We start from the raw sequence: 22,273 nt of genomic DNA on the forward strand, positions 1-22,273 counted from the left end.
ACTTTTGCCACCCGATCCCAGAATTGGGGTTGAAAAGTGCTGGCCTCATAGTTCAATGGATAGAATAGAAGTTTCCTAAACTTTAGATACAGGTTCGATCCCTGTTGAGGCTACAAAACAGGAAAAGTGATTGATCGCTTTTCCTGTTTTTATTTGCGGATAAATTTATTTCACTGAGAAGGCATTAGCCATACCGCCATCCGCTAAGATGTCGGCGCCTACAATGAATGTTGAATCGTCTGAGGCTAAAAATACAGCCGTTTTCCCGATCTCAGCCGGAGTCCCCTGCCGGCCAAGTGGCGTAAGATCTATCCAGACTTGCTTCACCTGGTTCACTAACTCCTGCGGTACCATCTTTCCAAAAACCGGCGTATCAATTGAGCCAGGCGAAATGGTATTCACCCTTATTCTCCTTGACAATAAATCGAGCGATAAGCCTCTGGCCAATGAAATAACGGCCGCTTTTGCAGCGGCATATATCGTTGCTCCGGGTGCAGCCCTGTGTGCGGCGTTCGACGCGATCAGTATAATGGAAGCGCCGTCATTTAAATAAGGAAGCGATTTTTTTACGGTGAAATAGGCGCTTTTTAAATTCAGCTCCATATAGCGGTCGTAACCTTCTTCCGTTACATCTGTTATGGTCATCAAGGGAATCCCGTCCACAATGCCACCTGCATTCACTACCAATGCGTCTATCTTCCCAAACTTATCAACCGTAGTCCTGTACAGGTTCTCCAGGTCATCAAGATTAGTTACGTCTCCTTTTACACCTATAAAATTACCACCCAGGGTTTCAACAGCGCTGTTCAATGTAGTTTCATTCCTTCCGGCGATTGCACCAACGGCGCCTTCGTTTTTAAATGCTTCAGCAATACCAAACCCTATACCGCTATTGCCGCCTGTAATCACGGCAACCTTGCTTTTCAGTCTACTCATTATTTCTATTTTTAAATGATGAGCGACAAAGCTAAACCACCAAAGTTATTTTTAGTAACTTTGTACTGAAAAGTAACAGTAACACAGGTGTAACAAAGTAACATTATGGGGTGTAAAATAGAAGAGTTTCAACAGGAACAAAAGAAAAGAATGAAAGCCGTTCAGGATTCAATGGACGTGCTTAATGGGAAATGGAAGATTGCTATTATCACGTCTATTTGCTGTTACGGCCAAAGGCGGTTTTCAGACATTTTGAATGATGTTGCCGGGATTTCCAACAGAATGTTGAGTAAAGAATTAAAGGAATTAGAAATAAACCAATTGATAAAACGAACCATTTTAGATACACAACCTATAACGGTTCAATATGAGCTTACAGAACACGGCGATACTCTACAAACGATAATCACCAATCTTACAGATTGGGGAATTGTACACCGGAAGAAAATTGTCGGGAAATAGTAATAGCCCTCTCGTCGCCACCACTACGTTATTTAAGTCCCCACACATATGCTATCTTCCAAAATGCAGCACCAGGAATTTGAACCTCCTGAAGAGTTACGGGATACCATTAAGTGCTTTTGGCACAACAAAATAGACTTCGGAGAACTACCATCAGATTTTGAGGTAGTACCCGATGGCTATACCGAAATTATTTTTTATTTCGGAAGCCTCTTTAGCAGTTCTTACAAGAACGGCCTGGAGCCATTGCCATCACCGTTTATGATGGGGCTACTCAATCAGCCTGTTCATTTTTTCACGAAAAACCATTTAGAAATTATTGCTATCAGGTGTTTTCCCTGGACGGTGTTTGATTTGCTCGGACTACCGTCCGGGAAAGGCGGCATGCGCACATTTGATCATCCTATTGCCCAACTTCAATCCTCGTTGAATAAGTGTATGGAAGCCGGTAAAATAGATGAAGCGCTGACCCGGTTAAAACAGTACTTCCTGCAAGCACGGTCGCAGGTTGCTACTGACAGCATGCTATTTAAAGCGGGAGCTGCTATGACGGCAGCAAACGGCACTATGCCGGTAAGCCAGGTAGCGGCTGCGGCGCATGCAACGGTTCGTACACTGGAAAGAAATTTTAAGCAATCTTCCGGCTATACTGTTAAAGACGTGTCTGGCCTGATGCGCTTTGAGCAGGTACGAAACCGCTTATGGCACTATCCGGATTCCAGCATCGCCGGCCTGGCGCATGAGCTGGGCTATACAGACCAATCCCACCTAAGCAGGGAATTCAAACGCTATAGCGGCACCACCCCAGCGGCATTCGCGCGAAAAGCAAAGAAAGGGAAGCAGGCTGTAAGCAACGATTTTGTCGCGTTTGTACAAGCCTAGTGCAAAAGCATTTCAGAATTTTGCGTTTCAATCATACTAAATGAAAGCAACATCTGAAAGCAATAAATCTGCACAAAATCATACTATTTACGACGTAATCATTTCCGGGGCCGGCCCGGTAGGTCTTTTCCTCGCCTGTGAACTGGCCTTGGCCAAATGTTCAGTTTTGATACTGGAAAAAGAAGAAGATCTGAACTCGCCGTTGAAGCAACTTCCTTTCGGGATACGGGGACTTTCGGCACCTACTATTGAAGCATTTTACCGCCGGGGGCTGCTCAATGAACTGGTGATACATAAACGCCTTAAAAATCCTCACTCAAACGCTGCACAAGGGCCTCGCCGGCAGGGTGGACACTTCGCCGGCATTCCATTTCTTGACGGCAATATTGATGTCTCACAGTGGAAGTATCGCCTGCCTGGTTCGACTGATACCAATTTAATTTCTGAAATAGCGGAGCTTGAAACGGTGCTGGCCCGTCGCGCAGCATCCCTGGGGGTAACCATCCAGCGCGGGTTTGCCATTACCGGCTTTCATCAAACCGCCGACGGAGTAGCGGTGCTGGCAGGTGACCAATCTTTTCAAAGTAAATGGCTCGTAGGCTGCGATGGCAGTCGTAGTGTTGTTCGCAAGGCCGGCGGTTTTGAATTCGCCGGTACGGAGCCGGAATTTACCGGCTACTCCGCGCAGGTTGACATTGCCGACCCGGAAAAGCTCAGCCCGGGCCGAAACATAACACCAACAGGCATGTACATGCAATCCCAGCCGGGTTACTTATTAATACAGGATTTTGATGGCGGGGCATTTCATCATTCAAAGAAGCCAATCACGCTGGAACATGTGCAGGAGGTGCTACGCCGCATCTCAAACACCAACGTTACCATCAGCACCCTTCATATCGCAACCACCTGGACTGACCGGGCACGGCAGGCCACCACTTACCGCAACGGACGGGTGCTTTTAGCCGGCGATGCCGCGCACATTCACTCACCGTTGGGAGGCCAGGGGCTCAACCTGGGACTGGGCGATGCCATGAACCTCGGCTGGAAGCTGGCTGCAACCATCCAAAACAACGCGCCACAAGGCTTATTGGACAGTTATTATATCGAACGGCGCCCAATTGGCGCCCAGGTGCTGGATTGGTCGCGCGCCCAGGTTGCCATCATGAAACCAAACCCCGGCGCGCGTGCGCTGCATGCAATTGTCCGCGATCTCATCAATACGCGCGATGGCGCTACCTATATCGCAGAAAGGATATGGGGCATTTCCACACATTACAATCTGGATGGGCAACACCCTCTCACAGGCCACAGCATTCCCAACTTTGAGATGGAAGACGGTACAAATACTGGGGAGCTAATGCGCGATGGCAAGGGGATATTGCTTGACTTCTCTATGAATCCTTCACTTAGAGCTTTGGCGGGCGATTACGGCGACCAAATCAGGTACGTTTCTGGCCGGGCAAAGGAACAATTGGGCCTGAGCGCTGTACTGATACGCCCCGATGGGTTTATCGCCTGGGCCTCCGACAACGAACCGGATTACAGTGAACTCCAAAAGACCGCCGGTCGCTGGTTTGTTTGTAATTCAGAAGGCATACATTAAAAAAAGCTGAATAATATGGCTATTACTTCCCGGATACTTCTCCGGTACTTAGGACCTGCGTATGTCATGGACCATCTATGCACTATCTATACAGTCGCCATACTGTCCTCATGCACTCCTCATGCACTCCTCATGCACTACCAATGCACTATCCATGCACTATCCATGCACTATCAATACTGCTGCGCCCGCTATCTGATGGAAAACAAGGTTTATGATTTCATCCCGGAGGCAAAACACGAACAATATCTGAAAGCACATATCTCCCTGTTAAAATTAACATCGGAAGAAGATAACACCTGGATCATTCACCTGGTTAAAAATGCAGTATCTGCTTTGCCGTCTTTTGAAGTTCAGTTGAATGGCTGCGACATTTTCCAGCACGGATATACTTCCGATTCACTGGTATTACAGATCAGTAACCCCCAACCAATAATTGAGCTTCATAAATTACTGTTCAAAGCGCTTAAACGGAAAACACCCAGGATAACACCGCACATGACCATTGTGAAAGAAGTACCACACAATAAGCTCCGCAAAATTGATCTCTCCGCATTCAATTATTATGATTCCTTCCTATGCACCCAAATTACTATTCTAAAGAAAATACCTGGCGCTAAACAGTATGATAAACTCTTTGAAGTATTATTATCCGTTTAATAGCTTGCCTGCCCGATATCCAACCGGTTAATCTTACCGTCTTTATCGATATGAAACTTAAAGCAGGTTTTGAAATCGCCCCATTGATCGCTGTGAAACCGGCCATATACATCCAGTCCGTTGTTCTCGACTTTATCGATACTGGTAAAGCGTTCATGACCGATGGCCTTCTGCCAGAAAGATTTAAAATCCATTTTATTTCCATCATCAAACAGTTCTGCCTTATCAGTAAATAAAGCAAACCATGCTTTGCTGTCGTTTGTTTGCAGGGCGTTGATTGCCTGTTTCACGGTGGCGTGAGTGAGTTTATCTGTATTCATGGTACGATTATTTTGCTGTGCAAAGAGTGCTGCCGGCAGGAAGCCGATAATAGCCAATAACAATGTTTTCATTTTGCGAGCGGATGTTGCAAATAAATGATGATAAGATTCAGGAGAAAGAAAGGTACTTCGATAGCAGCTCCTTTCAGATCACGGCCATACAAAGAAAAACAGATGATCATCAGGATAGATGCCGCCATCAGGAAGTTCCCCAACAAAAATGTTTTGGGAAACAGGATCATTAAAGCACTCAACACAGTTACCACTCCATTGATGATGATAGCTGTTTTACTAAAGTGCCACCGGCTGAACATCGTAATCATTTCCGGCTTCTGGCCAATCATAGCAAGTCCCTGTTTCAGGCCCATGAATACAGTAAAAATTATCAGAACGGCATTGAGTACTTTAATTATCATAGTTGTAGATTTTTAGTTGGTGGCGCCTCCGTTCACCAGCAGGTGCTGACCGGAAACGAAAGAAGATAAATCGCTGGCGAAAAACTCCGCCAGGTTAGCTACATCTTCCACTTCTGCAAGTCTTCCCATCGGGCAGCTGTCCAGTAATTGTTTTCTCAGTTCAGGATAAGCTGCAGGGTCCACAAAAATACCAGAGTGATCTACTGCAAAAGGGATAATCGAATTTACGGTAATTCCTTTATGTCCTATTTCTTTTGACAAAATATCTACTAGGTATCTTGGAGTGGTTTTGCTGCCACCATAAACAGCCATGCCGGGTACCGGGAAAGAAGTGGTGCTGGACGCAATATAAATAATGCGGCCGTTATTTTCTACATGTTTTGCTGCCTGCTGCATGGTAAAGTAAGTTCCTTTTGTGTTGATGGAAAATACGCGGTCAAACTGTTCCTCTGTAAAATCTGTTACCGGTACTTCTACCATTTCAATACCTGCGTTGGCCACCACGATATCTATCTTACCAAATGCCTCTTTTGCCGCCGCAAATAATTTTTCCAGGTCGGCTACTTTGCTTACGTCTGCCTGTACGGCTATTACGCGGGCGCCCATAGCAGTAATGTTGCTCACTACTTCATCCGCAGACGACTTATCTTTTGAATAGTTAATTACTATATCCGCGCCTAAGGCAGCATAGCGTTCTGCAATGGCTTTACCTAACCCTCTCGCTGATCCTGTGATCAGCGCTACTTTATTTTTTAAGCTGTTCATGATATTTGTATTTAATAATTTTTTTGAGAGATTTATTGAAAGAAGGATGCCTGATCGTCAGGCCATGCCGCCATTTACACCAATGTTCTGTGCATTGATCCATTTAGCGTCGTCACCTGCGAGGAATACTACTACCTGTGCAATATCATTGGGTTCGCCAATGCGGTTGAAGGCAGAAAGGGAAGCCAGGCGGGCAATCACTTCTTCTGATTTACCATTGGTAAATAACTCGGTGTTGGTAGGGCCGGGAGAAACGGAGTTTACATTGATACCCCGGGCGCCTACTTCTTTGGAGAATACGCGGGTGAGTTGTTCCACTGCTGCTTTAGTGGCTACATAGGTGCCATAGCCAGGCAGTATGATACGGTTTACGGAAGTGGAGAAGTTAATGATACTGCCTTTGTCGGCCAGGCGGGTAGCGGCTTCCCTCATGGTATTGAAAGTACCTCTCACATTGATATCAAACTGACGGGTGAAATCTTCATCGGTAGTATCCTTCATCAGCTTGGTGGTCATAATGCCGGCGTTGTTCACCAGTACATCAATACGGCCATAATGCGCAATGGCGGCGTCGAACAGGGCTTTTACCTCATCACTTTTGCTTACATCCGCCTGCAGGGCGATGGCGTCGCCGCCTTGTTGTTTAATGTCTTCCACTACCTGTTGCGCGGCATCTTTACCACCGGCGTAGTTAACAATTACTTTTGCGCCTGCAGCCGCCAGCTGACGGGCAATAGTGGCGCCAATACCTCTTGAAGAACCGGTAACCAGGATGATCTTATCTTTTAAAGTACTCATGTTTTTGCGTTTTTATTTTGATAACACAAAGATGAACCAATGGCTGCCCAAAAAAGTATAAGAATTACACTAATAGTTACAAATATCTAAGATGTATGTTGCTTTCTGTATAAAACGGGGGAAATACCGGTTTGCTTCTTAAAATAATTGCTGAAATGCGTAGCCTCTGTAAAGCCCAGCTGACCTGCAATTTGTTTGATAGACGCAGGGGAATGCTGTAACAACGTGCGGGCCTCGGTAATAGTTTTCTCCGAAATCCAGGTACCTATGGGCTTTCCTGTTTTGCTTTTAATCACATTGCTGAGGTAATTGGGATGCAGGTGTTGTGCATCTGCATAATCCTGTACCCTGAATACCTTATCCGCCTTCCCGCTTACCAGGTTGCGGTAGTGCTGCTCCAGGGTTCTTTTAAACTGTTTTACGATCTGCGAGCTGCGGTTACCTTCATAGATAGGGTTATAATCTTCCCAGAAATATTCTTTGATCTTCAGCAGCAGCACCACAAACAGGTTGCCTATCATCCGCGTTCTGTAGGTAGAAGTGGAAAAATATTCCTTTTCTATCTGCAGATACAATTGTTCAAACTCCGCAAACACCTCCGGCTGCAACGTTCTGGGCGGAACGGTTTCCGCGAGGAGAAAAGGAAATTCCTCAAAGATCTTCGGGTGTACATTTTCTTTAAGAAAAGACTCACTGAGTGTAACCAGGTGTACATCGCGGATCTCCTGCCATTCGAAAGACTTGAAATGACCCGGGTTAGTGAAATAAATAGTTCCGGGAGAAGTGTTAAAAGTTTGTTCATCGGTAGTATACCTGCCTATCGCATCTTTCACAAAAACAAAAGAAAAGAAATTAGTACGATATACAATAGAGCTATAAGGCAACTCGTGATGAATATCCTTCAGGTTATGAATGGTAAAGGCGGTTTTCGCGTCGATGCTGTCTACCGGCAAACCCTGGTAGAGATACTGATCCAGCAGGTTGTTAAATATGATCCGTTCTTCCTGGCGTGCTTTCTTTTCTGACATCCGGTGTTGGTTTATGTGAAATTAAGAATTAAAAAAAATTTCTCATATTTATATGAATTTCCCCTTATTTAGTCATCATATTAATAAATCTCCTATGAAGTTACTATCCCTGTTTCTGATTTTTACCGGATTAACAATACCGGTTAGCGCGCAGCTTCCCGGCAGCCCGGTCAATTTTCAAGGTAGCGTCCTGAAGCTGAATGTGACTCCACAGGAACAACTGATTGTTGCTTCAAAGGCCGGGGAAATAGCGATAGCTGATTCTATGAATGGCTACTGGCGACCGGTAAAGGTGAGTACACAGCCAGATAAACCCATCACCGGACTACTTATAGAACGTGCTACATTCTTTAACCGCGATACCGGTTTCATTTCCGGCTTCATCCCCGGCAATAATGGCAAATATGATATTATCTACCGCACCACTAATTTTGGGAAAAGCTGGACAGCCGTTGATGTTGGGAAAAGTGGTTGGATGGATGGCGCATCATGGCTGGATAACGGCGAAGCATGGCTAACGGTTGCCGGCAATGGCATTGCTCACACTTCTGATTTCGGTGTTACATGGGTTGGCATGAACATTCCCGGATGGGGAAACGGGCAACGCTATGACCAACTGTTCTTCACCTCCGGGCATAAGGGAATTACCGGCTCGGTATGGAACATACTCGCAATATTCCACCCGGGAGCTTCCACCTGGGAAAAGATCCCCACTCCACTGGATCAACAGGCATATGTCAAAACCAACACCAGGAGCAGGCCGTCTATATATGGCGTGGCTATTTATAAAGATTACCTCCTGGTAAATCAGGAAGGTTTGATCTTCTATAGTAGAAAAGATACCGTCAACTGGATACCACTGCCAGCCTACCATAACTTCTATACAGATGCAGCTAGTACAGCGCTTTATTTTCGTGGAAACAACCATCAGTTTGTCAAAGCAGATGATCAGTTACAGCCAGTATTCAGTTATAATACCACAGAAATGTACTACGATGCAGTTTGCAGGAATGCAAGCCTGTTTATTTTATGCCAGGGCAAAATGATGCAGTTAAAACCTGATGGGAACAGCATTACCACCAACATGTATACTATGGATACCCCTATTCCCACGCCGCATATGATTGGCTCTACCGGCGAAAAAGATTTTGGCATATTAGGGAATGAAATCCTGGTTCAAAAAGATGAGGATACATGGAGCCATTTTCTAACCTTGCCTGTATCTGCCGAAAATATTGCCGACATCAGTCTGATTAATTCGATTATAAAATGTATTACCAAAAATGACTCCCTCTATACTTATAACATCCGCACACGAAGGGGAGCAATGAAAGCCAATGCAGATATCATCCGGAACTTCTGTATGGCGGGAATCAAAAGCATTGCTTTTACCAACGGTAGCCAGAGTTGCGATCAACAGACCTCCGACAAGCTCACGTTTGGGAAGACCCAAGGTGGATTTAAAGTAGTAGAATCTCCCGCCGGCAATGTTTACGCTACAAAAATGATTACAGACGTCTCTTTTATAGACGAAAATCTGGTGCTTGATTTCATCAATGAAATACCATCATTACCCGGCAAAAAAACGACAATTCAACAACTGAATTTTACTGAAAAAGACTACACACGATGCAGAAATGATATCCTTGCATTAAAGCAGAATCTTAGCAGTAATAAACTAAATATCCATGTAAACAATCTCAATTTTGAGAAATTGCTGGCAATGGTGGATAGTGTAAAAAGCATTGATCCGGCACTGCTTAACAATATGCTGTTGCATATGGAAGAGGCCATCAGCACTACCAGCTTCACGAAAGGTCTTATTCTGGTAAATCAAAAAAACGAGGTAATGAATCTCTACCACAGTTACTACGAAGCTTATAATGCCTGGTTATTCCCGTGGACGTTTGACATAGATGGTGTTCGCGGGACGAGTAATGCTATCGAAATCTCAGAATTTATCCGTAAAATATATCCCTCCTTTTTATTGCAGCCAGATAAAATAACTGCTTTGCGTACGATCGTAAAGAAGCTTTATATGAGAGAAGAATAATGGCTGATCTTATAACAAAAAGAGACAGGTATGATTAACCTGTCTCTTTTTTCACACCACACTACTCCCTGATTGTATTCTTATCTGCCAGAGCCATCTTCGCAATATCATCTTTCCTTTTAAACGCCACGCCGGCATGCTTCTTCATGTAAGCAAACAACTCGCTGGTGGCTTTTACCAGTTGCGGAGTACCGCCTATTCTATCGTGAAAACTAATAGACATCATGCGCTTGCGACGGGCAGACTCTTCGTATAACTGATCAAATTCCATTTTTATCTGTTGCAGGAACTGATCGGTAGAAAACCATTGGCCCGCTACCAGCTGGATATCATTACAGCGTAAGGTGTAGGGCACTACTACTAAGTCGCCGCCCTTCACTTTAGTGATAAAAGGCTCATCACGGCTCAGGTCATCGATATGATACAGGAAGCCCAGTTCCTGCAGGATGTTGAGCGTATTATCGCCGCGGCGCAGCCAGTTGGCGTTATAGCCTACCGGTGTTACGCCGGTGGCTTTTCTTACGGCTTCCACACCATCCCTGATAAACTGTTTTTCTTCTTCGTAGGGCAGCATGTATTGCGACGACCAGTCGCGGCCATGTGCGGCTGCTTCATGCCCGCGTTGTACAATCTCTTTCGCCAGGGCCGGGTGCTTTTCCACGGCGCTGCCTACCATATGGGAGGTTACTTTAATACCGTGTTTGTCCCAGTTATCCAGCATGCGGGGGATTCCTTCCTTGAAGCCGTATTCGTACCAGGTAGTTGCGGGAAGGTCCTTATAGCCGGTGAGCATATTCTGCGGAAAGGGACTTTCGGGCCTGTCCGGCTGGCCGCCGGCTTCAAACTGCATAGACACCGATACTACCAGGCGGGAGCCATCGGCCCATCCGGGGCCGGACTTAGCTGCCGGCGTGGCTTTTGTTTGCGCCAGTACGGTTCCCGGCAGTACCATACCTGCCAGTCCTGCAAGGCCGGCTGTTTTCAGGAATTCTTTTCTTGTAGCCATTATTTTTTTATAAGATGATCAACAGCAATGGTGTTGTATTGGATGAAGGCCAGCAGTACGGCGAAGAAGGCGGCATGGATCAGTTGGGAGGGCAATGCTTCCCAGTTTTCTATCATGGCGGTGCCAAATATCAGGATGATCATTACTACGCCGCCGCCAATAAGGGAGACACGGGTAAATAAGCCCAGCAGGAGCAGCAGCCCGATTACAAATTCGGCGATGGGTAAGGCATAGCTGAAAGGTACTACCAGCAGGTCGGGCAGCATGGACTTTTCAAAGCTTTTTACCATCCAGGCGCTGAAGCCATTCAGCTTAGGGAGCCTTACCAGGCCGTGGCCGAACATACTGGCGGCTACTGCCAGCCGTAGCAATAGAAATACGGTAGGGTTGTTTTCCATTTGTTTGATTTTTTGTGACACAAAGATCAGGCGGAACCCGGGAAATAATTTGTACTTTTTTAGGATCATTCTGTACTTTTGCAGGTATGTTACAAGAGAACTTATATCAGCCTTTTGAGATAGAATACCGGGAATGTACAGAATGCCCGATAGATCCGCATAAACATAACTTTTTTGAACTGGTGTATGTTGTGGAAGGCAGCGGGATGCAATGTGTGAATAAGAATCAGCTGCCATACAGCCCGGGGAAGCTGTTCCTGGTAATGCCGCAGGACTGCCACTCGTTTGAGGTACAGGAATCCACCAAATTCTTTTTCATCCGCTTCAATAACATCTACCTTCAAAATCAGCATAAAGACTGGATACAGCAGCTGGAATTTATTTTCCAGAATCATAACCACATGCCCGGGTGTATCTTAAAAAATAAAAATGATAAGCCACTGGTAAAATCATTGGTAGAGGCGCTGATCCGTGAGCTGGTGAACCAGCAGCCCTATCACCGGGAAATGGCCCAGCAAATTGTAAATACCATAATCATGGTGATTGCCCGGAATATACTGCTGCAAATGCCGGAACAACCCAAACATCCCGCCAGGCAGGATGCTTCCATGAATATACTGCATTATATACACGAAAATATTTACACGCCTGAGAAGCTGCGGGCAGAGCAGATTGCAACCCACTTTAATATTTCGCCTACTTATCTGAGTGAATACTTCAAACGTAACAATGGCGACAGCTTACAGCAGTATATTACCCAATATAAACTGAAGCTGGTGGAAACAAGACTGCAGTACAGCAGTATGCGGGTGGGAGAAATTGCGGATGAACTGGGCTTTACAGATGAAAGTCACCTGAACAGGATGTTTAAAAAATATAAAGGCGTAAATCCTTCTGCTTACCGGAAAGAGCTGCAGGCGCAGGATAACTGACGGGCATAAAAAAGCGCCCGCAGTATGCGGACGCTTTTTTACAATACCTTTTCTTTGTTACTATTCTTCGTCCTCTTCTTCTTCACCATCATCTTCCAGCCACTCCATGTAAGAGTAGTACCAGTCTTCCAGCTGTTCCAGCAGTTCCTGTTTCTTTTCCGGAGCGCTTCTATAGAATTCCTCTACATTATCGATTTCGTGAATGATATCGATGTAGGCAGTTTCTTCATCTTCTTCTACCCGTTTGGCAAAGAAGCGGGGTTTCTCGGTATGAAAAATATATTCATTTTCCGGATCTGTTACAGGATCGTCTGCAATCAGAAATTTAGGTAACTGTGCCATAAAGGAGTTATTTACTTTTAGTGATGTTGTACTCTTTTCAAGAGCTACAAAATTATTGATAATTAGCTTATAAAAAACATGCAGCGGGAATGAATAAATTTATTGATTAAATTTCACATCTTTATAGTCGTTAAAACCCATACCATATGCAGCAATATTGGCTCAGATGGGAGAACTGGATGCAGCAGCACGCCCCCAGACTGCTTAACATCCTCCATCCCGGCGTTACTTTTGAAGCGGTGGAATCTCTTGAAAAACTAATAGGAACGGCCATGCCGGCTTCCTTTAAAGCATTTTATGCTATTCACAACGGGCAACAGAAAGCCAGGGCCGGACTGGTAGATGCTGATCAACTGCTGAGCGTGGAAGACATTACCACCCAGTGGCACCACTGGAAAGACCTGCTGGATGCCGGAACTTTCAACTATCACGACGAACCCGTACTCTCCACACCGGATACCGGCATAAAAAACGACTGGTGGAATCCATTATGGATCCCTTTTACCAGCGATGGCTTTGGTAATCACCTTTGTATTGACCTGGACCCTACACCGGAAGGCAAACGCGGACAAGTGATTACGTTCTGGCACGACGACAGTCACCGGGCCATTGTAGCTGGTTCTTTTGAAGAATGGCTGCAGGATTATCTCAGCGCCCTGGAAAAAGGAGAATATATTTTTGTGAAGAAATGGGGAATCGTACACAAAGACACCTTCCTGAACTACAACGATTGATTATACTGTACCGGCGAACTGCCTGTCCACCGCTTAAAAGCCCTTGTAAAAGCACTTAACTCATTATAACCAAGCATCCAGGAAATATCTTTCAAGGGGTAATTACCGGAAGAAATATAATACACCGCCAGTGAATGCCGCACCGCATCTGCAATATCCTGATATTTTACACCTTCCTCTTTCAGCTTACGTTGTAAACTCCGGGGACTCATATTGAAGTTAGCCGCCATGTTATTCAGCGACGACACGCCGAGGTATGAATTGGCCAGCAGGTAATTGTAGATCCTGTTTTGCAAGGTTTTATGCTGACCCGCGGTTTGAGGTAAACTGCTTACCTTTTGCAGCAGCAGGTTCTGAAGCTCATAATTGGCCGTTAACAGCGGTTCATCCCAATACCTGCTGTCAAATACCAATACATATTCTCCTGCCCGTTTTGAAGGCTTACAACGAAAAACACGCTCATATTCAGCGGGGTCGGGAACTGTATACGCCAGCCGCGCTGCCTGCGGCACTATTTTCTCCAGCAGCAGGCCAGCCAGTTCGTGAATCACCATCATCAGCAAAAGATCGATCAATTGCCGGAAAGCATACGGCGGCGCGGCGCCATAGTCAACCGCCGGCAGCAGCCGCACCGTAAAGTTTCTGGCAGTGCGGGTTACTTCCATCCGGCATTGGTCTGTTACCAGGTGCGTTAGCGCCGCGGCATGTGTTAATGCCTCGCCTACGGTAGCGCTGCTCCGGATAATTTCTCCCACCACTCCCAGCGCAGCAGGTTGCAGGGATTCGCCAAAATGCAATCCAAACAGGGGATCGTTGGTTAGCCGGGCCGCATTCAGCCACAGATCCTGCAACTGCTGCGCAGTAACAGGCGCGGCATGGCTTCTTTTCAACGCCGCCAGGTCAATACCTGCCAGCCTACAGAGCTCCGCCGCTTCTACATCCCGCTGCACAGCATATGCGATAATACTTAATACCAGCTGTTTCATACAGCAAAGGTATTCCGTCCGGTGTTTACAAAAATCATCATGTCGGCAAATGGTAAGTAATTGTCGTGTAAAGGTAAACGATAAAGAGGTACCGGGTAATAGCTTTGCATTATCAATTCATCAACAAAAAAGTATAAAAATGGAACAACAAACATTACAGGTAGTAACCGATTTTGTAAACGCCGTGCAACAGGTAAATCTTGAAAAATTAGGCGCACTGCTGCACCCCGAGGTTAACTGGGAACAACCGGGCAGCAATCGCTTCTCCGGTACCAAAAAATCCAGCGGGGAAGTATTCCAGATGGTAGGCGGCATGTTTGAGATATCACAAAATACGATGTCCCTGTCGGCCGTTAAAACCATTGCGGTGAACGGTAACCAGGCATCTGTAGTACTTACCTGGAAAGCACTGCGGCCGGGTGCAGAACTTCATACAGATAACGTAGACGTATATACGGTAGCAGATGGCAAAATTGTGGCAGCGAAAATATATGCGGAAGATATCCTGCAGGAAGATACTTTCTGGGGCAGTTGATGGTAAACATTCAGCACGGGCAACACCTTCCGGACTACGGGCAGTCCGGAAGGTGTTTTTTTATGCGTAAATAATCCCCCTGCTGTTACGGATAACAGTCATTTTTTCTAGCATCAGTTAATAAGGAGAAATCAACTACCGTTTGTATTAGAGCTACGCGTTACTTTAATTCTCCCTGTGAGGTGTAGGAACAGATAGATACAGACCTTTCGATTACGTCACAGGCAGAGGGTTTACCGCAAATGAATATACGAAATTTAAATGATCCCGTCCCGGGAAAATCCCCGGTATGTACCAGCAATACGGTAAAAATCACATCTGTAAAAAACTGTATTTCAATAAACAAATCAAGTGGCATTATTGTTGAATAATAACCAGCGTCAGGCAATCATTTTTTAAATTAAAATTAAAAGCAATAAACATGAAAACTCCAAAACTGCTGATAGCTGCGGCGATAGGCATAGCGGTAACACTGGCCGGTCAGCACACTTATGCACAGGGGATCGACAGTACCGCCAAAAAAATAGGGAACAAAACAGCCTCAATAGCTGTTAAAGGAGCCTCCACCATTACAGATAAAACCTTTAAAGGTAAGGAAGGTCCCAACGGAGAAACCGTTTACATCGATAAAAAAGACAGGAAATACATTGTAGACGGAAAAGGTAAGAAGGTGTATCTGAAGAAATCGCAGATACATGACAAGAAAAAAGACTAGATCTACACTGCCATAAAGTAAGCCGGCCAGGGAAACCTACCGGCTTTTTTGTTGCCGGTAAAAACAGCTACGGAAGGATATTGTTACGTATATTCATATTGTCAATAAATACCCGCTTATGCAACTGAAACCAGGCACCTGTTACAAGGTAAATACCAGGACCATTGCAGCGCTGCAGCAATTTGGGGAGTACGAATTTGTAGTAGCCGTTATCCACGCCAACGATACCTCCGACAGCGTGGTATTTGAACTCAAAAAACTACTGGGACACTACAGCACCGAACAGGAAATAGCCACCCGGCAGGCCATCGAAACCCATGCCGATGGTTTTTCACTGGAAGATATCACCGGTCACCAACTTAACCTGCAGCAATTTGAAAGAGAAAGCGCTTTTATAAAATGGATCGCGGAAGGCATTGCCGTTCTGTACGATTGTAACGCGTAAATTAATTACTCGTAACGCAAGGCCTCAATAGGATCCAGCCGGGACGCTGCCTGCGCCGGGTAGTAGCCAAAAAATACACCGGTAAAGGCACATACCACAAAGGAAAGTATAATAGAAGATTCTGATACCAGCGTTGGCCAGCCAAGTGTGAGGGTAATTACTTTGGCAGATGTAATCCCCAGCGCCACCCCTATTAAGCCACCCGTTATGCTAATAATAATGGCTTCCACCAGGAACTGCAATAAAATATCAATGCCCCTGGCGCCGATAGACATACGCAGTCCTATTTCCCGGGTGCGTTCTGTAACAGATACATACATAATGTTCATGATCCCAATACCACCAATCACCAGCGAAATACCGGCAATAGCGGTTAACAGGATGGTGAGCAAACTGGTGGTGGAACTCAGCGTTTTTATCAGCTCCTCCATTGTTCGTACCTGGAAATTATTTTCGTCGGCAGGCCGCAAACGGTGCGTTGCCCTGAGAATATCTATGATCTCGTTGGTAGCCTTCTCCGAAGCGTCTTCGCTCACCGCGGAAGCATAAATACTCTGGAAATAAATAGTGGCCAGGATACGCTTTTGCACGGTAGTGTAAGGCGTCAGGATAATATCATCCTGATCCTGCCCGAAAGAGCTTTGTCCTTTTGGCGCCAGCGTACCTATTACCTGTAACGGGATGGAACCCAGGCGGATCACTTTCCCTACGGGACTTTCCCCACTGGGAAACAGGTTGGTGATCACGGTTTGCCCCAATACGCACACCTTTGCGGCGGCAGCCACATCTGCATCAGAAAAGCCGATGCCATCATTCACCGTAAGCTTCCGGATATCAAAATAAGAAGGGGCCACTCCCTGCAGTGAGGTGGGCCAGTTCAGCGCCCCGTAAATGGCCTGTCCTTTGGTAGACGCTACCGGCGACACTGCGCTTACATATTCCGCATTCTTTTGTATGGCTAAAACGTCTGCAATGGTAAGCGACTGAAAGCTCTCCCCTCCTATTCTCACACCACCGGCTACATTACTGCTGGGCAAAATGGTGATCATATTAGACCCCATACTGCTCAATTGTGTCTGGATACTTTCCTTTGAACCCTGCCCGATAGCCACCATCGCAATAACGGCGGCCACACCGATGATGATCCCCAGCATGGTCAGGAATGCCCGCAGCTTATTGCGCTGCAGTGCCTTTAACGCTATCATTATGAGATTGATTGCACTCATGCTTTCAGTTAGTTAATAATCTTCGGCCGAAGGCAATGCTGCCAGTGCTTCCTTCGCCGAGCGTATGTTTTCGTTCTTGCTGTCTTTCACCACTTTTCCATCGCGCAGCATCACCGTTCTGCTGCTGAATGCCGCTATATCCGGTTCGTGCGTAACGAATACAATTGTTTTGCCTTCCTGGTTCAGGTCCTGCATCAGGGCCATGATTTCGTAGGAAGTACGGGTATCCAGGTTACCGGTGGCTTCATCGGCCAGGATCATTACCGGCTGATTCACCAACGCCCTTGCAATGGCTACCCTTTGCTGCTGCCCGCCGGAAAGCTGGCTGGGTGTATGGTCTTCCCGGTCGGCCAGCTTCACCGCCTGGAGGGCGCCAAGCGCCCGGTCGCGCCGCTCCTGCACAGATAGCTCCGGGTTGTAAAACAGCGGCAACTCCACATTTTCCAATGCGGAAGTACGTGGTAACAGGTTGTATGCCTGGAACACAAATCCTATTTTATGATTCCGCAACCGGGCCAGTTCATTGCGCGACAGGCCACTCACATCCACCCCATCCAGCAGGTAAGTGCCCGAAGTAGGTTTATCGAGGCAACCAAGGATATTGAGCAGGGTGGTTTTTCCAGAACCACTGCTTCCCATGATGGTTACAAATTCCCCGGCAAATACATCAAAAGACACGCCTTTTAATGCGCGTACCGTTTCGGTCCCCATCACAAACTCACGCTTGATCTGCTGTAGTTCCAGTATCTTGTTGCTGCTCATCGTCTTCGCCCTCCCATTTTTGGTAAAAACGGACTGGTACCTCCCGCCGCCGCTACGGCCCCCCCGGCACTGATACCTGTCACTACAATATCATTTTCGTTTAGCCCTGAAAGTACTTCAATATGTGTATTGTCGTTCAGTCCTGTTCTCACATGTTTTTGCACCAGCGTATCCCCGCGCAATATCCATACATAGTTGGAGGAACCTATGCGTGTGGTGCTTTTGAACTTACCGCCCGTGGTATCCTTTGTTTGCGCGGTATTACGGGTTCTTCTCACTGCGCTTTGTATCACATAATCTTTTAACTGTACGGAGTCGGGAATAAATTTAAGCGCCTTTACGGGCAACAGCAGGGCGGAGTCTTTCTCTGCCGTATAAATAGTAACATTGGCTGTCATGCCCGGTTTCAGCTTCATGTTATCATTCGGTGCATTGATAATGGTGTTATAGGTAACCACGTTGGAAGAAACCGAGGGCTGCAGCCTGATTTCCTGTACGCGCCCGGCAAAAACATCTTCCAGGTAGGCATCTACGGTAAAGGTTACACGAAGTGAGTCTTTTACATTGCCGATATCTGCTTCATCCACGCTGGCTTCTACCTGCATTTTGGTAATATCCTTTGCAATTACAAACAAAGTAGGCGTGTTGAAACTGGCGGCTACTGTTTGCCCTACGCTTACATTCCGGTTAAGTACCACGCCGTCGATTGGTGAATGGATTTCTGTAAAGGAGAAGTTCTTTAATGATGAGTTCAACTGGGCATTTACACTGGCAAGATTTGCTTTGGCCTGTCCTATCTGGTTGGCGGCAATATCATAGTCGGCTTTGCTGATGGCGCCTGTTTTGTACAACAGTTCCTGCCGCTGGAAATTATTCTTTTGGTATTCCAGGTTGGTTTGCGCTACCTGCAGGTTGGCCCGCAGCTGATCTACCTGTGCCTGGAAAAGATCTTTATCCAGTTCCGCCAGCAGTTGTCCTTTTTTTACCTGGGTGTTAAAGTCCACGTACAGATATTTGAGCGTACCAGACACCTGGGTACCCACCGCTACCGTATCAACCGGCTGGATGGTACCGGTGGCGGTTACCGTAGTGGCAATGTGCCCGTATTCAGGCATGGTGGTATCAAACCTGACCGGTTCTTCTTTCTTCCTGATAAAGAAAAACCAGATCGCCACCAGCAGCAGTATGATCGCCACCGTTATGATAACACCTTTATATTTTCTCATACCTCAATTACATTTATAGTTTTACCGGTATGCCCCTGTAAAAATCATATATCCTGATGTTCAGAGCAGCATTGTATTTCGCCTGTATATAAGATTGTAATGCCTGTATATATAAATTCTTCTGCTGAAGAAAAACCACGATATTGGCAGCGCCCACTTTTAGTTGTTCGCTGGCAATCCGGTAACCTTCCTGTGAATATTTCAGCTGCTCCACAGCAGCATCGTACTGCGATTGCGCATTAAGCACATTGATATAAGATTGCTCTATGGTTTGTGTAAGATTTGTTTTGGTATCCTGTAAAACCAGCTTCGACTGATCCACCTCTATTTTTGCTTTCTCCACATTGGTTTTCACGACCCGCCGGGTGAAGATGGGAACAGATAACGTGAGCCCTATCTGCTGATAAAAATTATTGTCCATTTGTTTGAAATAAGCGCTGTTGGCTCCTCCGCTAACATAAGAAGACCCCAATGCCCCTCCTGCTGTAAGTGTGGGCAAATACCCGGCCCGCGCCTTTGCCAGGTCCAGGTTCGATACCTGGATGCCCAGCTCGCTGCTCTTTACTTCCGGCCTGTTGGCCAGTGCGGAGTCCTGTACTTCCTGCAACGCATACAACCGGGTATTGGTGATTAACGTATCCGGTTCCTGGATTTCAAAATTGTAGCTGCTGGGCAACTGCAACAGTTGTTTCAGCACCAGCTTGTTTTGCCGGTGCTGGTTTTCGGCGGTCACCAGCAGGTAACGGTCGTTCGACAACTGCGCCTTTAACTGCACCAGTCCTATCAGGGCGATGCTGCCCACATCATATTGTTGCTGTCCCTGTTTTACCTGGGCTTCAGAGGTAGCCACCACGTCCTGCACATATACGATGTTTTCCTTTGCCAGCAGGATATTCAGATAGGCTTGCGTAATCAATACAGTGATATCATTCACCTGCTGGGCAATATTTAGTCCAGCTACCTGTGTGAGCATGTTCTTCTGCTTAATATCATTATTCAGGTATCCTCCCTGGAAAAGGGTCACATTTGAGTTAACGCCGTAATTGCCGGTGGTATTTACCCGGTAAGAAGAATTGCCGGTGGCTGTGATGGATTTACCACCATTAAGATCCTGCGAAACCGAGCCGGTAAGGTTGGGCAGCTTTGCTGCGCGTGACAGCAACAGGTCCTGGTCACTGCTCATTTTGCTCAGGCGCAGGCTGTTTAACTGGATATTGTTTTTCAGCGCATAGTCGAAACACTGCTGTAAAGTCCATTGTGCCGGGAGCTGCTGCATAGTGCTGTCCTGCGCGTTCAGCCGGGGCTTCACTAACAATAGAAAAATAAAAATGAGTAGAAATCTGCCGGGCTGTCTGAAAAACATCATCGTATAATCATTGATGTTAGTAAAGGCTACAACTGGAATAAGGGGCCAAATGACAATACAAGATAACAAATTATTCATCTTCATACATCATAATAATGCGTTTGCTCATACATTAGGGTGTTAAAAAAATGAAAAGCGGATCTATAGAAAGATAATAACGGATAACTGGTCCGTTTGTTCTCTCCATAGATCCGTAAATTACCATCTCCGTCCTATCGACTTCCTTGCCTGTTCTATATCGCGTTCTTAAATGTAGCATTTGATCTGCCGGCACCCTGCGGAGGGCCCTGGTGCCAGTTTTCGTCGTAGTATACAAAAAAGGCCATCCAGATGGTACGGGACCATCGCATCAGCAGGGGTTGCAGTATTATCAGCAGCAGGGCGTTTACGCCAAGCCACCAGAAAATCCGGTTATCGTAAATGGAGAAGCCAATGAACAGCCACCAGGCGATAAGGCTCGCCACGCATACCGCTATGGACAGTGCATAGCTCACATAGCCGGTGCCGTAATAAAACCCTACTTCCACTTCTACCGGCTGACCACATACCGGGCAAACATCGGGCATCTTTAAACAATTTTTCAGGTCGTAGGGATTTTGGGTAGTATAGATAGAACCCCTTCTGCAACGGGCACACTTGTTCCCCAACAGGCTTTTCAGCAGGTTGGGTTTTACATTATTTTTATCGGCACACATATAATGAAAGATTTATCAGGAAATATTTTTCCGGAACTCTTCCGGTGTTATTCCTGCGTATTTTTTAAAAAACTTGGTGAAGTAAGAATTGTCCGCAAAATTGAGCTGGTAGGCGATAGTGGCAATACTCATATCTACATTGATCAATAACCGTTTTGCTTCCAGCAGTACGCGGTCGCGGATAATTTCCCCAGCCGATTTTCCCAGCATGTGCCGGCAAAAGGCATTGAGGTAATTGGGCGTTACATATAGCAGGGCAGCGTATTCTTTCGGTAACCGCAACTGCATATAGTGCTGTTCCACCAGCTTGCGGAAATTGCGCAGCAGCACATAATTATGAGGGAGCTCCTGCCGGGATTCTCCCTGCCTGCTGGCGCGGCTTACTGCTATAAACATTCCCAGCACGTGTAACCGCAGCATATCCTGGCTGTAAGCCTGCGTTCCTTTTATTTCTTTCAGCATGCCTTCAAACTGCGCGGTTACCACGGGAATGGCGGCTTTAGGAAGTTGTACCACACCTTCTGCACTCACCCCGCTGAAAAAAGGAAACCGTTCCACGTAGCCGGCATCCTGCAGGAAGGCATTAAAGAACCCGGCAGATACATTCATCACGTAACCTTCTATCTCACCGGAAAAAAACCAGCTATGTACCTGGCCGGGTACCATAAAATATAACTGCCCGGGCTTTACCGGGAATCTCTCAAAGTCGATCGTATGGCTTCCACTCCCGGCAGTAAAAAATGCCAGATGATAAAATGAATGCCGGTGTGGGAAATGAATATCCCGGTGCGCTGCCAGGTAATCAGAAAACCTGGCCACCAGTATATCCTCAGATGCAGGCTTTCCCATAGCCAGGGAACAGATATCGTATGTTGGAATGAGCGCCTTTGACATGATGCAGCAAAGGTACAAAGGAAGCGGGAACAGGGGTTGTGGTATTAGGGGCTTTAATGGTATTTTTTACTTATGATGATAATATCTG

The 22,273-nt window shown here is 46.3% G+C and carries 26 protein-coding genes and 1 tRNA gene; 11 read left to right on the forward strand and 16 right to left on the reverse strand.

The annotated features are described in order from the left end of the window. The first annotated feature begins 41 nt into the window (after positions 1-41). Positions 42-113: transfer RNA gene (locus ACMXI2_RS26025), tRNA-Arg, on the forward strand. Positions 114-165: 52 nt separating this feature from the next. On the opposite strand, the gene ACMXI2_RS26030 is transcribed toward ACMXI2_RS26025, so the two are convergent. Beyond that, positions 166-936, reverse strand: a complete 771-nt coding sequence (locus ACMXI2_RS26030) for an SDR family oxidoreductase (RefSeq protein ID WP_483778857.1) — start codon at positions 934-936, stop codon at positions 166-168. A 105-nt stretch (positions 937-1,041) separates the two neighbouring features. Here ACMXI2_RS26030 and ACMXI2_RS26035 point away from each other — a divergent pair, with 105 nt between their 5' ends. The 4 genes from ACMXI2_RS26035 to ACMXI2_RS26050 all read left to right on the forward strand — a co-directional run bounded on the left by ACMXI2_RS26035 (position 1,042) and on the right by ACMXI2_RS26050 (position 4,543). Beyond that, positions 1,042-1,398, forward strand: coding sequence for a winged helix-turn-helix transcriptional regulator (locus tag ACMXI2_RS26035; protein WP_483778858.1), 357 nt, complete (start codon positions 1,042-1,044; stop codon positions 1,396-1,398). Between the two features lie 48 nt (positions 1,399-1,446). Next, positions 1,447-2,280: an AraC family transcriptional regulator gene (locus ACMXI2_RS26040; protein ID WP_483778859.1), complete on the forward strand. Its 834-nt coding sequence runs from the start codon at positions 1,447-1,449 to the stop codon at positions 2,278-2,280. A gap of 40 nt (positions 2,281-2,320) precedes the next feature. After that, positions 2,321-3,883 (forward strand): FAD-dependent monooxygenase, encoded by a 1,563-nt coding sequence (locus tag ACMXI2_RS26045; RefSeq protein WP_483778860.1) that lies wholly within the window; start codon positions 2,321-2,323, stop codon positions 3,881-3,883. Between the two features lie 132 nt (positions 3,884-4,015). Further along, on the forward strand, positions 4,016-4,543 hold the full coding sequence (locus tag ACMXI2_RS26050; protein WP_483778861.1) for a 2'-5' RNA ligase family protein: 528 nt from the start codon (positions 4,016-4,018) through the stop codon (positions 4,541-4,543). On the opposite strand, the gene ACMXI2_RS26055 is transcribed toward ACMXI2_RS26050, so the two are convergent. From ACMXI2_RS26055 to ACMXI2_RS26075, 5 genes are all read right to left on the reverse strand, one after another. Further along, positions 4,540-4,935 (reverse strand): hypothetical protein, encoded by a 396-nt coding sequence (locus tag ACMXI2_RS26055; RefSeq protein ID WP_483778862.1) that lies wholly within the window; start codon positions 4,933-4,935, stop codon positions 4,540-4,542. The genes ACMXI2_RS26050 and ACMXI2_RS26055 overlap by 4 nt on opposite strands. Continuing rightward, positions 4,932-5,279, reverse strand: coding sequence for a hypothetical protein (locus ACMXI2_RS26060; RefSeq protein ID WP_483778863.1), 348 nt, complete (start codon positions 5,277-5,279; stop codon positions 4,932-4,934). Before ACMXI2_RS26060 ends, ACMXI2_RS26055 begins: the two co-directional genes overlap by 4 nt. 12 nt (positions 5,280-5,291) lie before the next feature. Further along, the gene (locus ACMXI2_RS26065) at positions 5,292-6,044 is read right to left on the reverse strand and encodes an SDR family oxidoreductase (RefSeq protein ID WP_483778864.1); all 753 of its coding nucleotides are present in this window, start codon (positions 6,042-6,044) and stop codon (positions 5,292-5,294) included. A 57-nt stretch (positions 6,045-6,101) separates the two neighbouring features. Further along, the gene (locus tag ACMXI2_RS26070; protein WP_483778865.1) at positions 6,102-6,842 is read right to left on the reverse strand and encodes an SDR family oxidoreductase; all 741 of its coding nucleotides are present in this window, start codon (positions 6,840-6,842) and stop codon (positions 6,102-6,104) included. An 86-nt stretch (positions 6,843-6,928) separates the two neighbouring features. Further along, positions 6,929-7,870, reverse strand: a complete 942-nt coding sequence (locus tag ACMXI2_RS26075; protein WP_483778866.1) for a helix-turn-helix domain-containing protein — start codon at positions 7,868-7,870, stop codon at positions 6,929-6,931. A 94-nt stretch (positions 7,871-7,964) separates the two neighbouring features. On the opposite strand from ACMXI2_RS26075, the gene ACMXI2_RS26080 reads away from it, so the two are divergent. Beyond that, complete coding sequence (locus ACMXI2_RS26080; protein ID WP_483778867.1) at positions 7,965-9,923, forward strand: WD40/YVTN/BNR-like repeat-containing protein; 1,959 nt, start codon at positions 7,965-7,967, stop codon at positions 9,921-9,923. 61 nt (positions 9,924-9,984) lie between these two features. Here the strand turns inward: ACMXI2_RS26080 and ACMXI2_RS26085 are convergent, their stop codons facing one another. Both ACMXI2_RS26085 and ACMXI2_RS26090 read right to left on the reverse strand, forming a co-directional pair. Further along, on the reverse strand, positions 9,985-10,929 hold the full coding sequence (locus tag ACMXI2_RS26085) for a polysaccharide deacetylase family protein (protein ID WP_483778868.1): 945 nt from the start codon (positions 10,927-10,929) through the stop codon (positions 9,985-9,987). Further along, positions 10,929-11,327: a DoxX family membrane protein gene (locus tag ACMXI2_RS26090; protein ID WP_483778869.1), complete on the reverse strand. Its 399-nt coding sequence runs from the start codon at positions 11,325-11,327 to the stop codon at positions 10,929-10,931. The genes ACMXI2_RS26085 and ACMXI2_RS26090 overlap by 1 nt, the downstream gene beginning before the upstream one ends. Positions 11,328-11,413: 86 nt before the next feature. On the opposite strand from ACMXI2_RS26090, the gene ACMXI2_RS26095 reads away from it, so the two are divergent. Next, entirely contained in the window at positions 11,414-12,259 is an 846-nt protein-coding gene (locus tag ACMXI2_RS26095) for an AraC family transcriptional regulator (RefSeq protein WP_483778870.1), read from the forward strand. Between the two features lie 60 nt (positions 12,260-12,319). Here the strand turns inward: ACMXI2_RS26095 and ACMXI2_RS26100 are convergent, their stop codons facing one another. Continuing rightward, positions 12,320-12,601 (reverse strand): hypothetical protein, encoded by a 282-nt coding sequence (locus tag ACMXI2_RS26100; RefSeq protein ID WP_079471106.1) that lies wholly within the window; start codon positions 12,599-12,601, stop codon positions 12,320-12,322. A gap of 146 nt (positions 12,602-12,747) precedes the next feature. Here ACMXI2_RS26100 and ACMXI2_RS26105 point away from each other — a divergent pair, with 146 nt between their 5' ends. Next, on the forward strand, positions 12,748-13,335 hold the full coding sequence (locus ACMXI2_RS26105; RefSeq protein WP_483778871.1) for an SMI1/KNR4 family protein: 588 nt from the start codon (positions 12,748-12,750) through the stop codon (positions 13,333-13,335). Here ACMXI2_RS26105 and ACMXI2_RS26110 read toward each other — a convergent pair. Beyond that, positions 13,323-14,321, reverse strand: a complete 999-nt coding sequence (locus ACMXI2_RS26110; protein ID WP_483778872.1) for an AraC family transcriptional regulator — start codon at positions 14,319-14,321, stop codon at positions 13,323-13,325. The two genes, ACMXI2_RS26105 and ACMXI2_RS26110, sit on opposite strands and share 13 nt — an antisense overlap. 139 nt (positions 14,322-14,460) lie before the next feature. Here ACMXI2_RS26110 and ACMXI2_RS26115 point away from each other — a divergent pair, with 139 nt between their 5' ends. The 3 genes from ACMXI2_RS26115 to ACMXI2_RS26125 all read left to right on the forward strand — a co-directional run bounded on the left by ACMXI2_RS26115 (position 14,461) and on the right by ACMXI2_RS26125 (position 16,016). Next, positions 14,461-14,856, forward strand: a complete 396-nt coding sequence (locus tag ACMXI2_RS26115; RefSeq protein ID WP_483778873.1) for a nuclear transport factor 2 family protein — start codon at positions 14,461-14,463, stop codon at positions 14,854-14,856. Between the two features lie 421 nt (positions 14,857-15,277). Next, on the forward strand, positions 15,278-15,571 hold the full coding sequence (locus ACMXI2_RS26120; protein WP_483778874.1) for a hypothetical protein: 294 nt from the start codon (positions 15,278-15,280) through the stop codon (positions 15,569-15,571). Positions 15,572-15,689: 118 nt separating this feature from the next. Continuing rightward, on the forward strand, positions 15,690-16,016 hold the full coding sequence (locus ACMXI2_RS26125; RefSeq protein WP_483778875.1) for a hypothetical protein: 327 nt from the start codon (positions 15,690-15,692) through the stop codon (positions 16,014-16,016). Between the two features lie 5 nt (positions 16,017-16,021). Here ACMXI2_RS26125 and ACMXI2_RS26130 read toward each other — a convergent pair whose 3' ends face one another. The 6 genes from ACMXI2_RS26130 to ACMXI2_RS26155 form a co-directional block, all read right to left on the reverse strand. Beyond that, positions 16,022-17,242: an ABC transporter permease gene (locus ACMXI2_RS26130; protein ID WP_483778876.1), complete on the reverse strand. Its 1,221-nt coding sequence runs from the start codon at positions 17,240-17,242 to the stop codon at positions 16,022-16,024. A 12-nt stretch (positions 17,243-17,254) separates the two neighbouring features. Continuing rightward, positions 17,255-18,004 carry an ABC transporter ATP-binding protein gene (locus tag ACMXI2_RS26135; protein WP_483778877.1) on the reverse strand — a complete coding sequence of 250 codons (750 nt, stop codon included), beginning with the start codon at positions 18,002-18,004 and terminating at the stop codon, positions 17,255-17,257. Then, entirely contained in the window at positions 18,001-19,230 is a 1,230-nt protein-coding gene (locus ACMXI2_RS26140) for an efflux RND transporter periplasmic adaptor subunit (RefSeq protein ID WP_483778878.1), read from the reverse strand. The genes ACMXI2_RS26135 and ACMXI2_RS26140 overlap by 4 nt, the downstream gene beginning before the upstream one ends. 13 nt (positions 19,231-19,243) lie before the next feature. Beyond that, on the reverse strand, positions 19,244-20,596 hold the full coding sequence (locus tag ACMXI2_RS26145; protein ID WP_483778879.1) for a TolC family protein: 1,353 nt from the start codon (positions 20,594-20,596) through the stop codon (positions 19,244-19,246). A gap of 233 nt (positions 20,597-20,829) precedes the next feature. Then, a complete protein-coding gene (locus tag ACMXI2_RS26150; protein WP_483778880.1) occupies positions 20,830-21,291 on the reverse strand; it encodes a DUF983 domain-containing protein in 462 nt (153 codons plus the stop codon). Positions 21,292-21,306: 15 nt separating this feature from the next. Then, on the reverse strand, positions 21,307-22,185 hold the full coding sequence (locus ACMXI2_RS26155) for a helix-turn-helix domain-containing protein (RefSeq protein ID WP_483778881.1): 879 nt from the start codon (positions 22,183-22,185) through the stop codon (positions 21,307-21,309). Positions 22,186-22,273: the final 88 nt, after the last annotated feature.

It is taken from the genome of Chitinophaga sp. G7 BAM 1005, assembly GCF_057126945.1.

Coding starts and splice junctions, on each gene's coding strand:
- ACMXI2_RS26120 (WP_483778874.1), top strand. CDS start 15,278: ATGAAAACTCCAAAACTGCTGATAGCTGCGGCGATAGGCATAGCGGTA.
- ACMXI2_RS26155 (WP_483778881.1), bottom strand. CDS start 22,185: ATGTCAAAGGCGCTCATTCCAACATACGATATCTGTTCCCTGGCTATG.
- ACMXI2_RS26125 (WP_483778875.1), top strand. CDS start 15,690: ATGCAACTGAAACCAGGCACCTGTTACAAGGTAAATACCAGGACCATT.
- ACMXI2_RS26140 (WP_483778878.1), bottom strand. CDS start 19,230: ATGAGAAAATATAAAGGTGTTATCATAACGGTGGCGATCATACTGCTG.
- ACMXI2_RS26090 (WP_483778869.1), bottom strand. CDS start 11,327: ATGGAAAACAACCCTACCGTATTTCTATTGCTACGGCTGGCAGTAGCC.
- ACMXI2_RS26100 (WP_079471106.1), bottom strand. CDS start 12,601: ATGGCACAGTTACCTAAATTTCTGATTGCAGACGATCCTGTAACAGAT.
- ACMXI2_RS26045 (WP_483778860.1), top strand. CDS start 2,321: ATGAAAGCAACATCTGAAAGCAATAAATCTGCACAAAATCATACTATT.
- ACMXI2_RS26105 (WP_483778871.1), top strand. CDS start 12,748: ATGCAGCAATATTGGCTCAGATGGGAGAACTGGATGCAGCAGCACGCC.
- ACMXI2_RS26085 (WP_483778868.1), bottom strand. CDS start 10,929: ATGGCTACAAGAAAAGAATTCCTGAAAACAGCCGGCCTTGCAGGACTG.
- ACMXI2_RS26035 (WP_483778858.1), top strand. CDS start 1,042: ATGGGGTGTAAAATAGAAGAGTTTCAACAGGAACAAAAGAAAAGAATG.
- ACMXI2_RS26110 (WP_483778872.1), bottom strand. CDS start 14,321: ATGAAACAGCTGGTATTAAGTATTATCGCATATGCTGTGCAGCGGGAT.
- ACMXI2_RS26080 (WP_483778867.1), top strand. CDS start 7,965: ATGAAGTTACTATCCCTGTTTCTGATTTTTACCGGATTAACAATACCG.
- ACMXI2_RS26055 (WP_483778862.1), bottom strand. CDS start 4,935: ATGAAAACATTGTTATTGGCTATTATCGGCTTCCTGCCGGCAGCACTC.
- ACMXI2_RS26075 (WP_483778866.1), bottom strand. CDS start 7,870: ATGTCAGAAAAGAAAGCACGCCAGGAAGAACGGATCATATTTAACAAC.
- ACMXI2_RS26070 (WP_483778865.1), bottom strand. CDS start 6,842: ATGAGTACTTTAAAAGATAAGATCATCCTGGTTACCGGTTCTTCAAGA.
- ACMXI2_RS26095 (WP_483778870.1), top strand. CDS start 11,414: ATGTTACAAGAGAACTTATATCAGCCTTTTGAGATAGAATACCGGGAA.
- ACMXI2_RS26135 (WP_483778877.1), bottom strand. CDS start 18,004: ATGAGCAGCAACAAGATACTGGAACTACAGCAGATCAAGCGTGAGTTT.
- ACMXI2_RS26130 (WP_483778876.1), bottom strand. CDS start 17,242: ATGAGTGCAATCAATCTCATAATGATAGCGTTAAAGGCACTGCAGCGC.
- ACMXI2_RS26030 (WP_483778857.1), bottom strand. CDS start 936: ATGAGTAGACTGAAAAGCAAGGTTGCCGTGATTACAGGCGGCAATAGC.
- ACMXI2_RS26150 (WP_483778880.1), bottom strand. CDS start 21,291: ATGTGTGCCGATAAAAATAATGTAAAACCCAACCTGCTGAAAAGCCTG.
- ACMXI2_RS26115 (WP_483778873.1), top strand. CDS start 14,461: ATGGAACAACAAACATTACAGGTAGTAACCGATTTTGTAAACGCCGTG.
- ACMXI2_RS26040 (WP_483778859.1), top strand. CDS start 1,447: ATGCTATCTTCCAAAATGCAGCACCAGGAATTTGAACCTCCTGAAGAG.
- ACMXI2_RS26050 (WP_483778861.1), top strand. CDS start 4,016: ATGCACTACCAATGCACTATCCATGCACTATCCATGCACTATCAATAC.
- ACMXI2_RS26060 (WP_483778863.1), bottom strand. CDS start 5,279: ATGATAATTAAAGTACTCAATGCCGTTCTGATAATTTTTACTGTATTC.
- ACMXI2_RS26145 (WP_483778879.1), bottom strand. CDS start 20,596: ATGATGTTTTTCAGACAGCCCGGCAGATTTCTACTCATTTTTATTTTT.
- ACMXI2_RS26065 (WP_483778864.1), bottom strand. CDS start 6,044: ATGAACAGCTTAAAAAATAAAGTAGCGCTGATCACAGGATCAGCGAGA.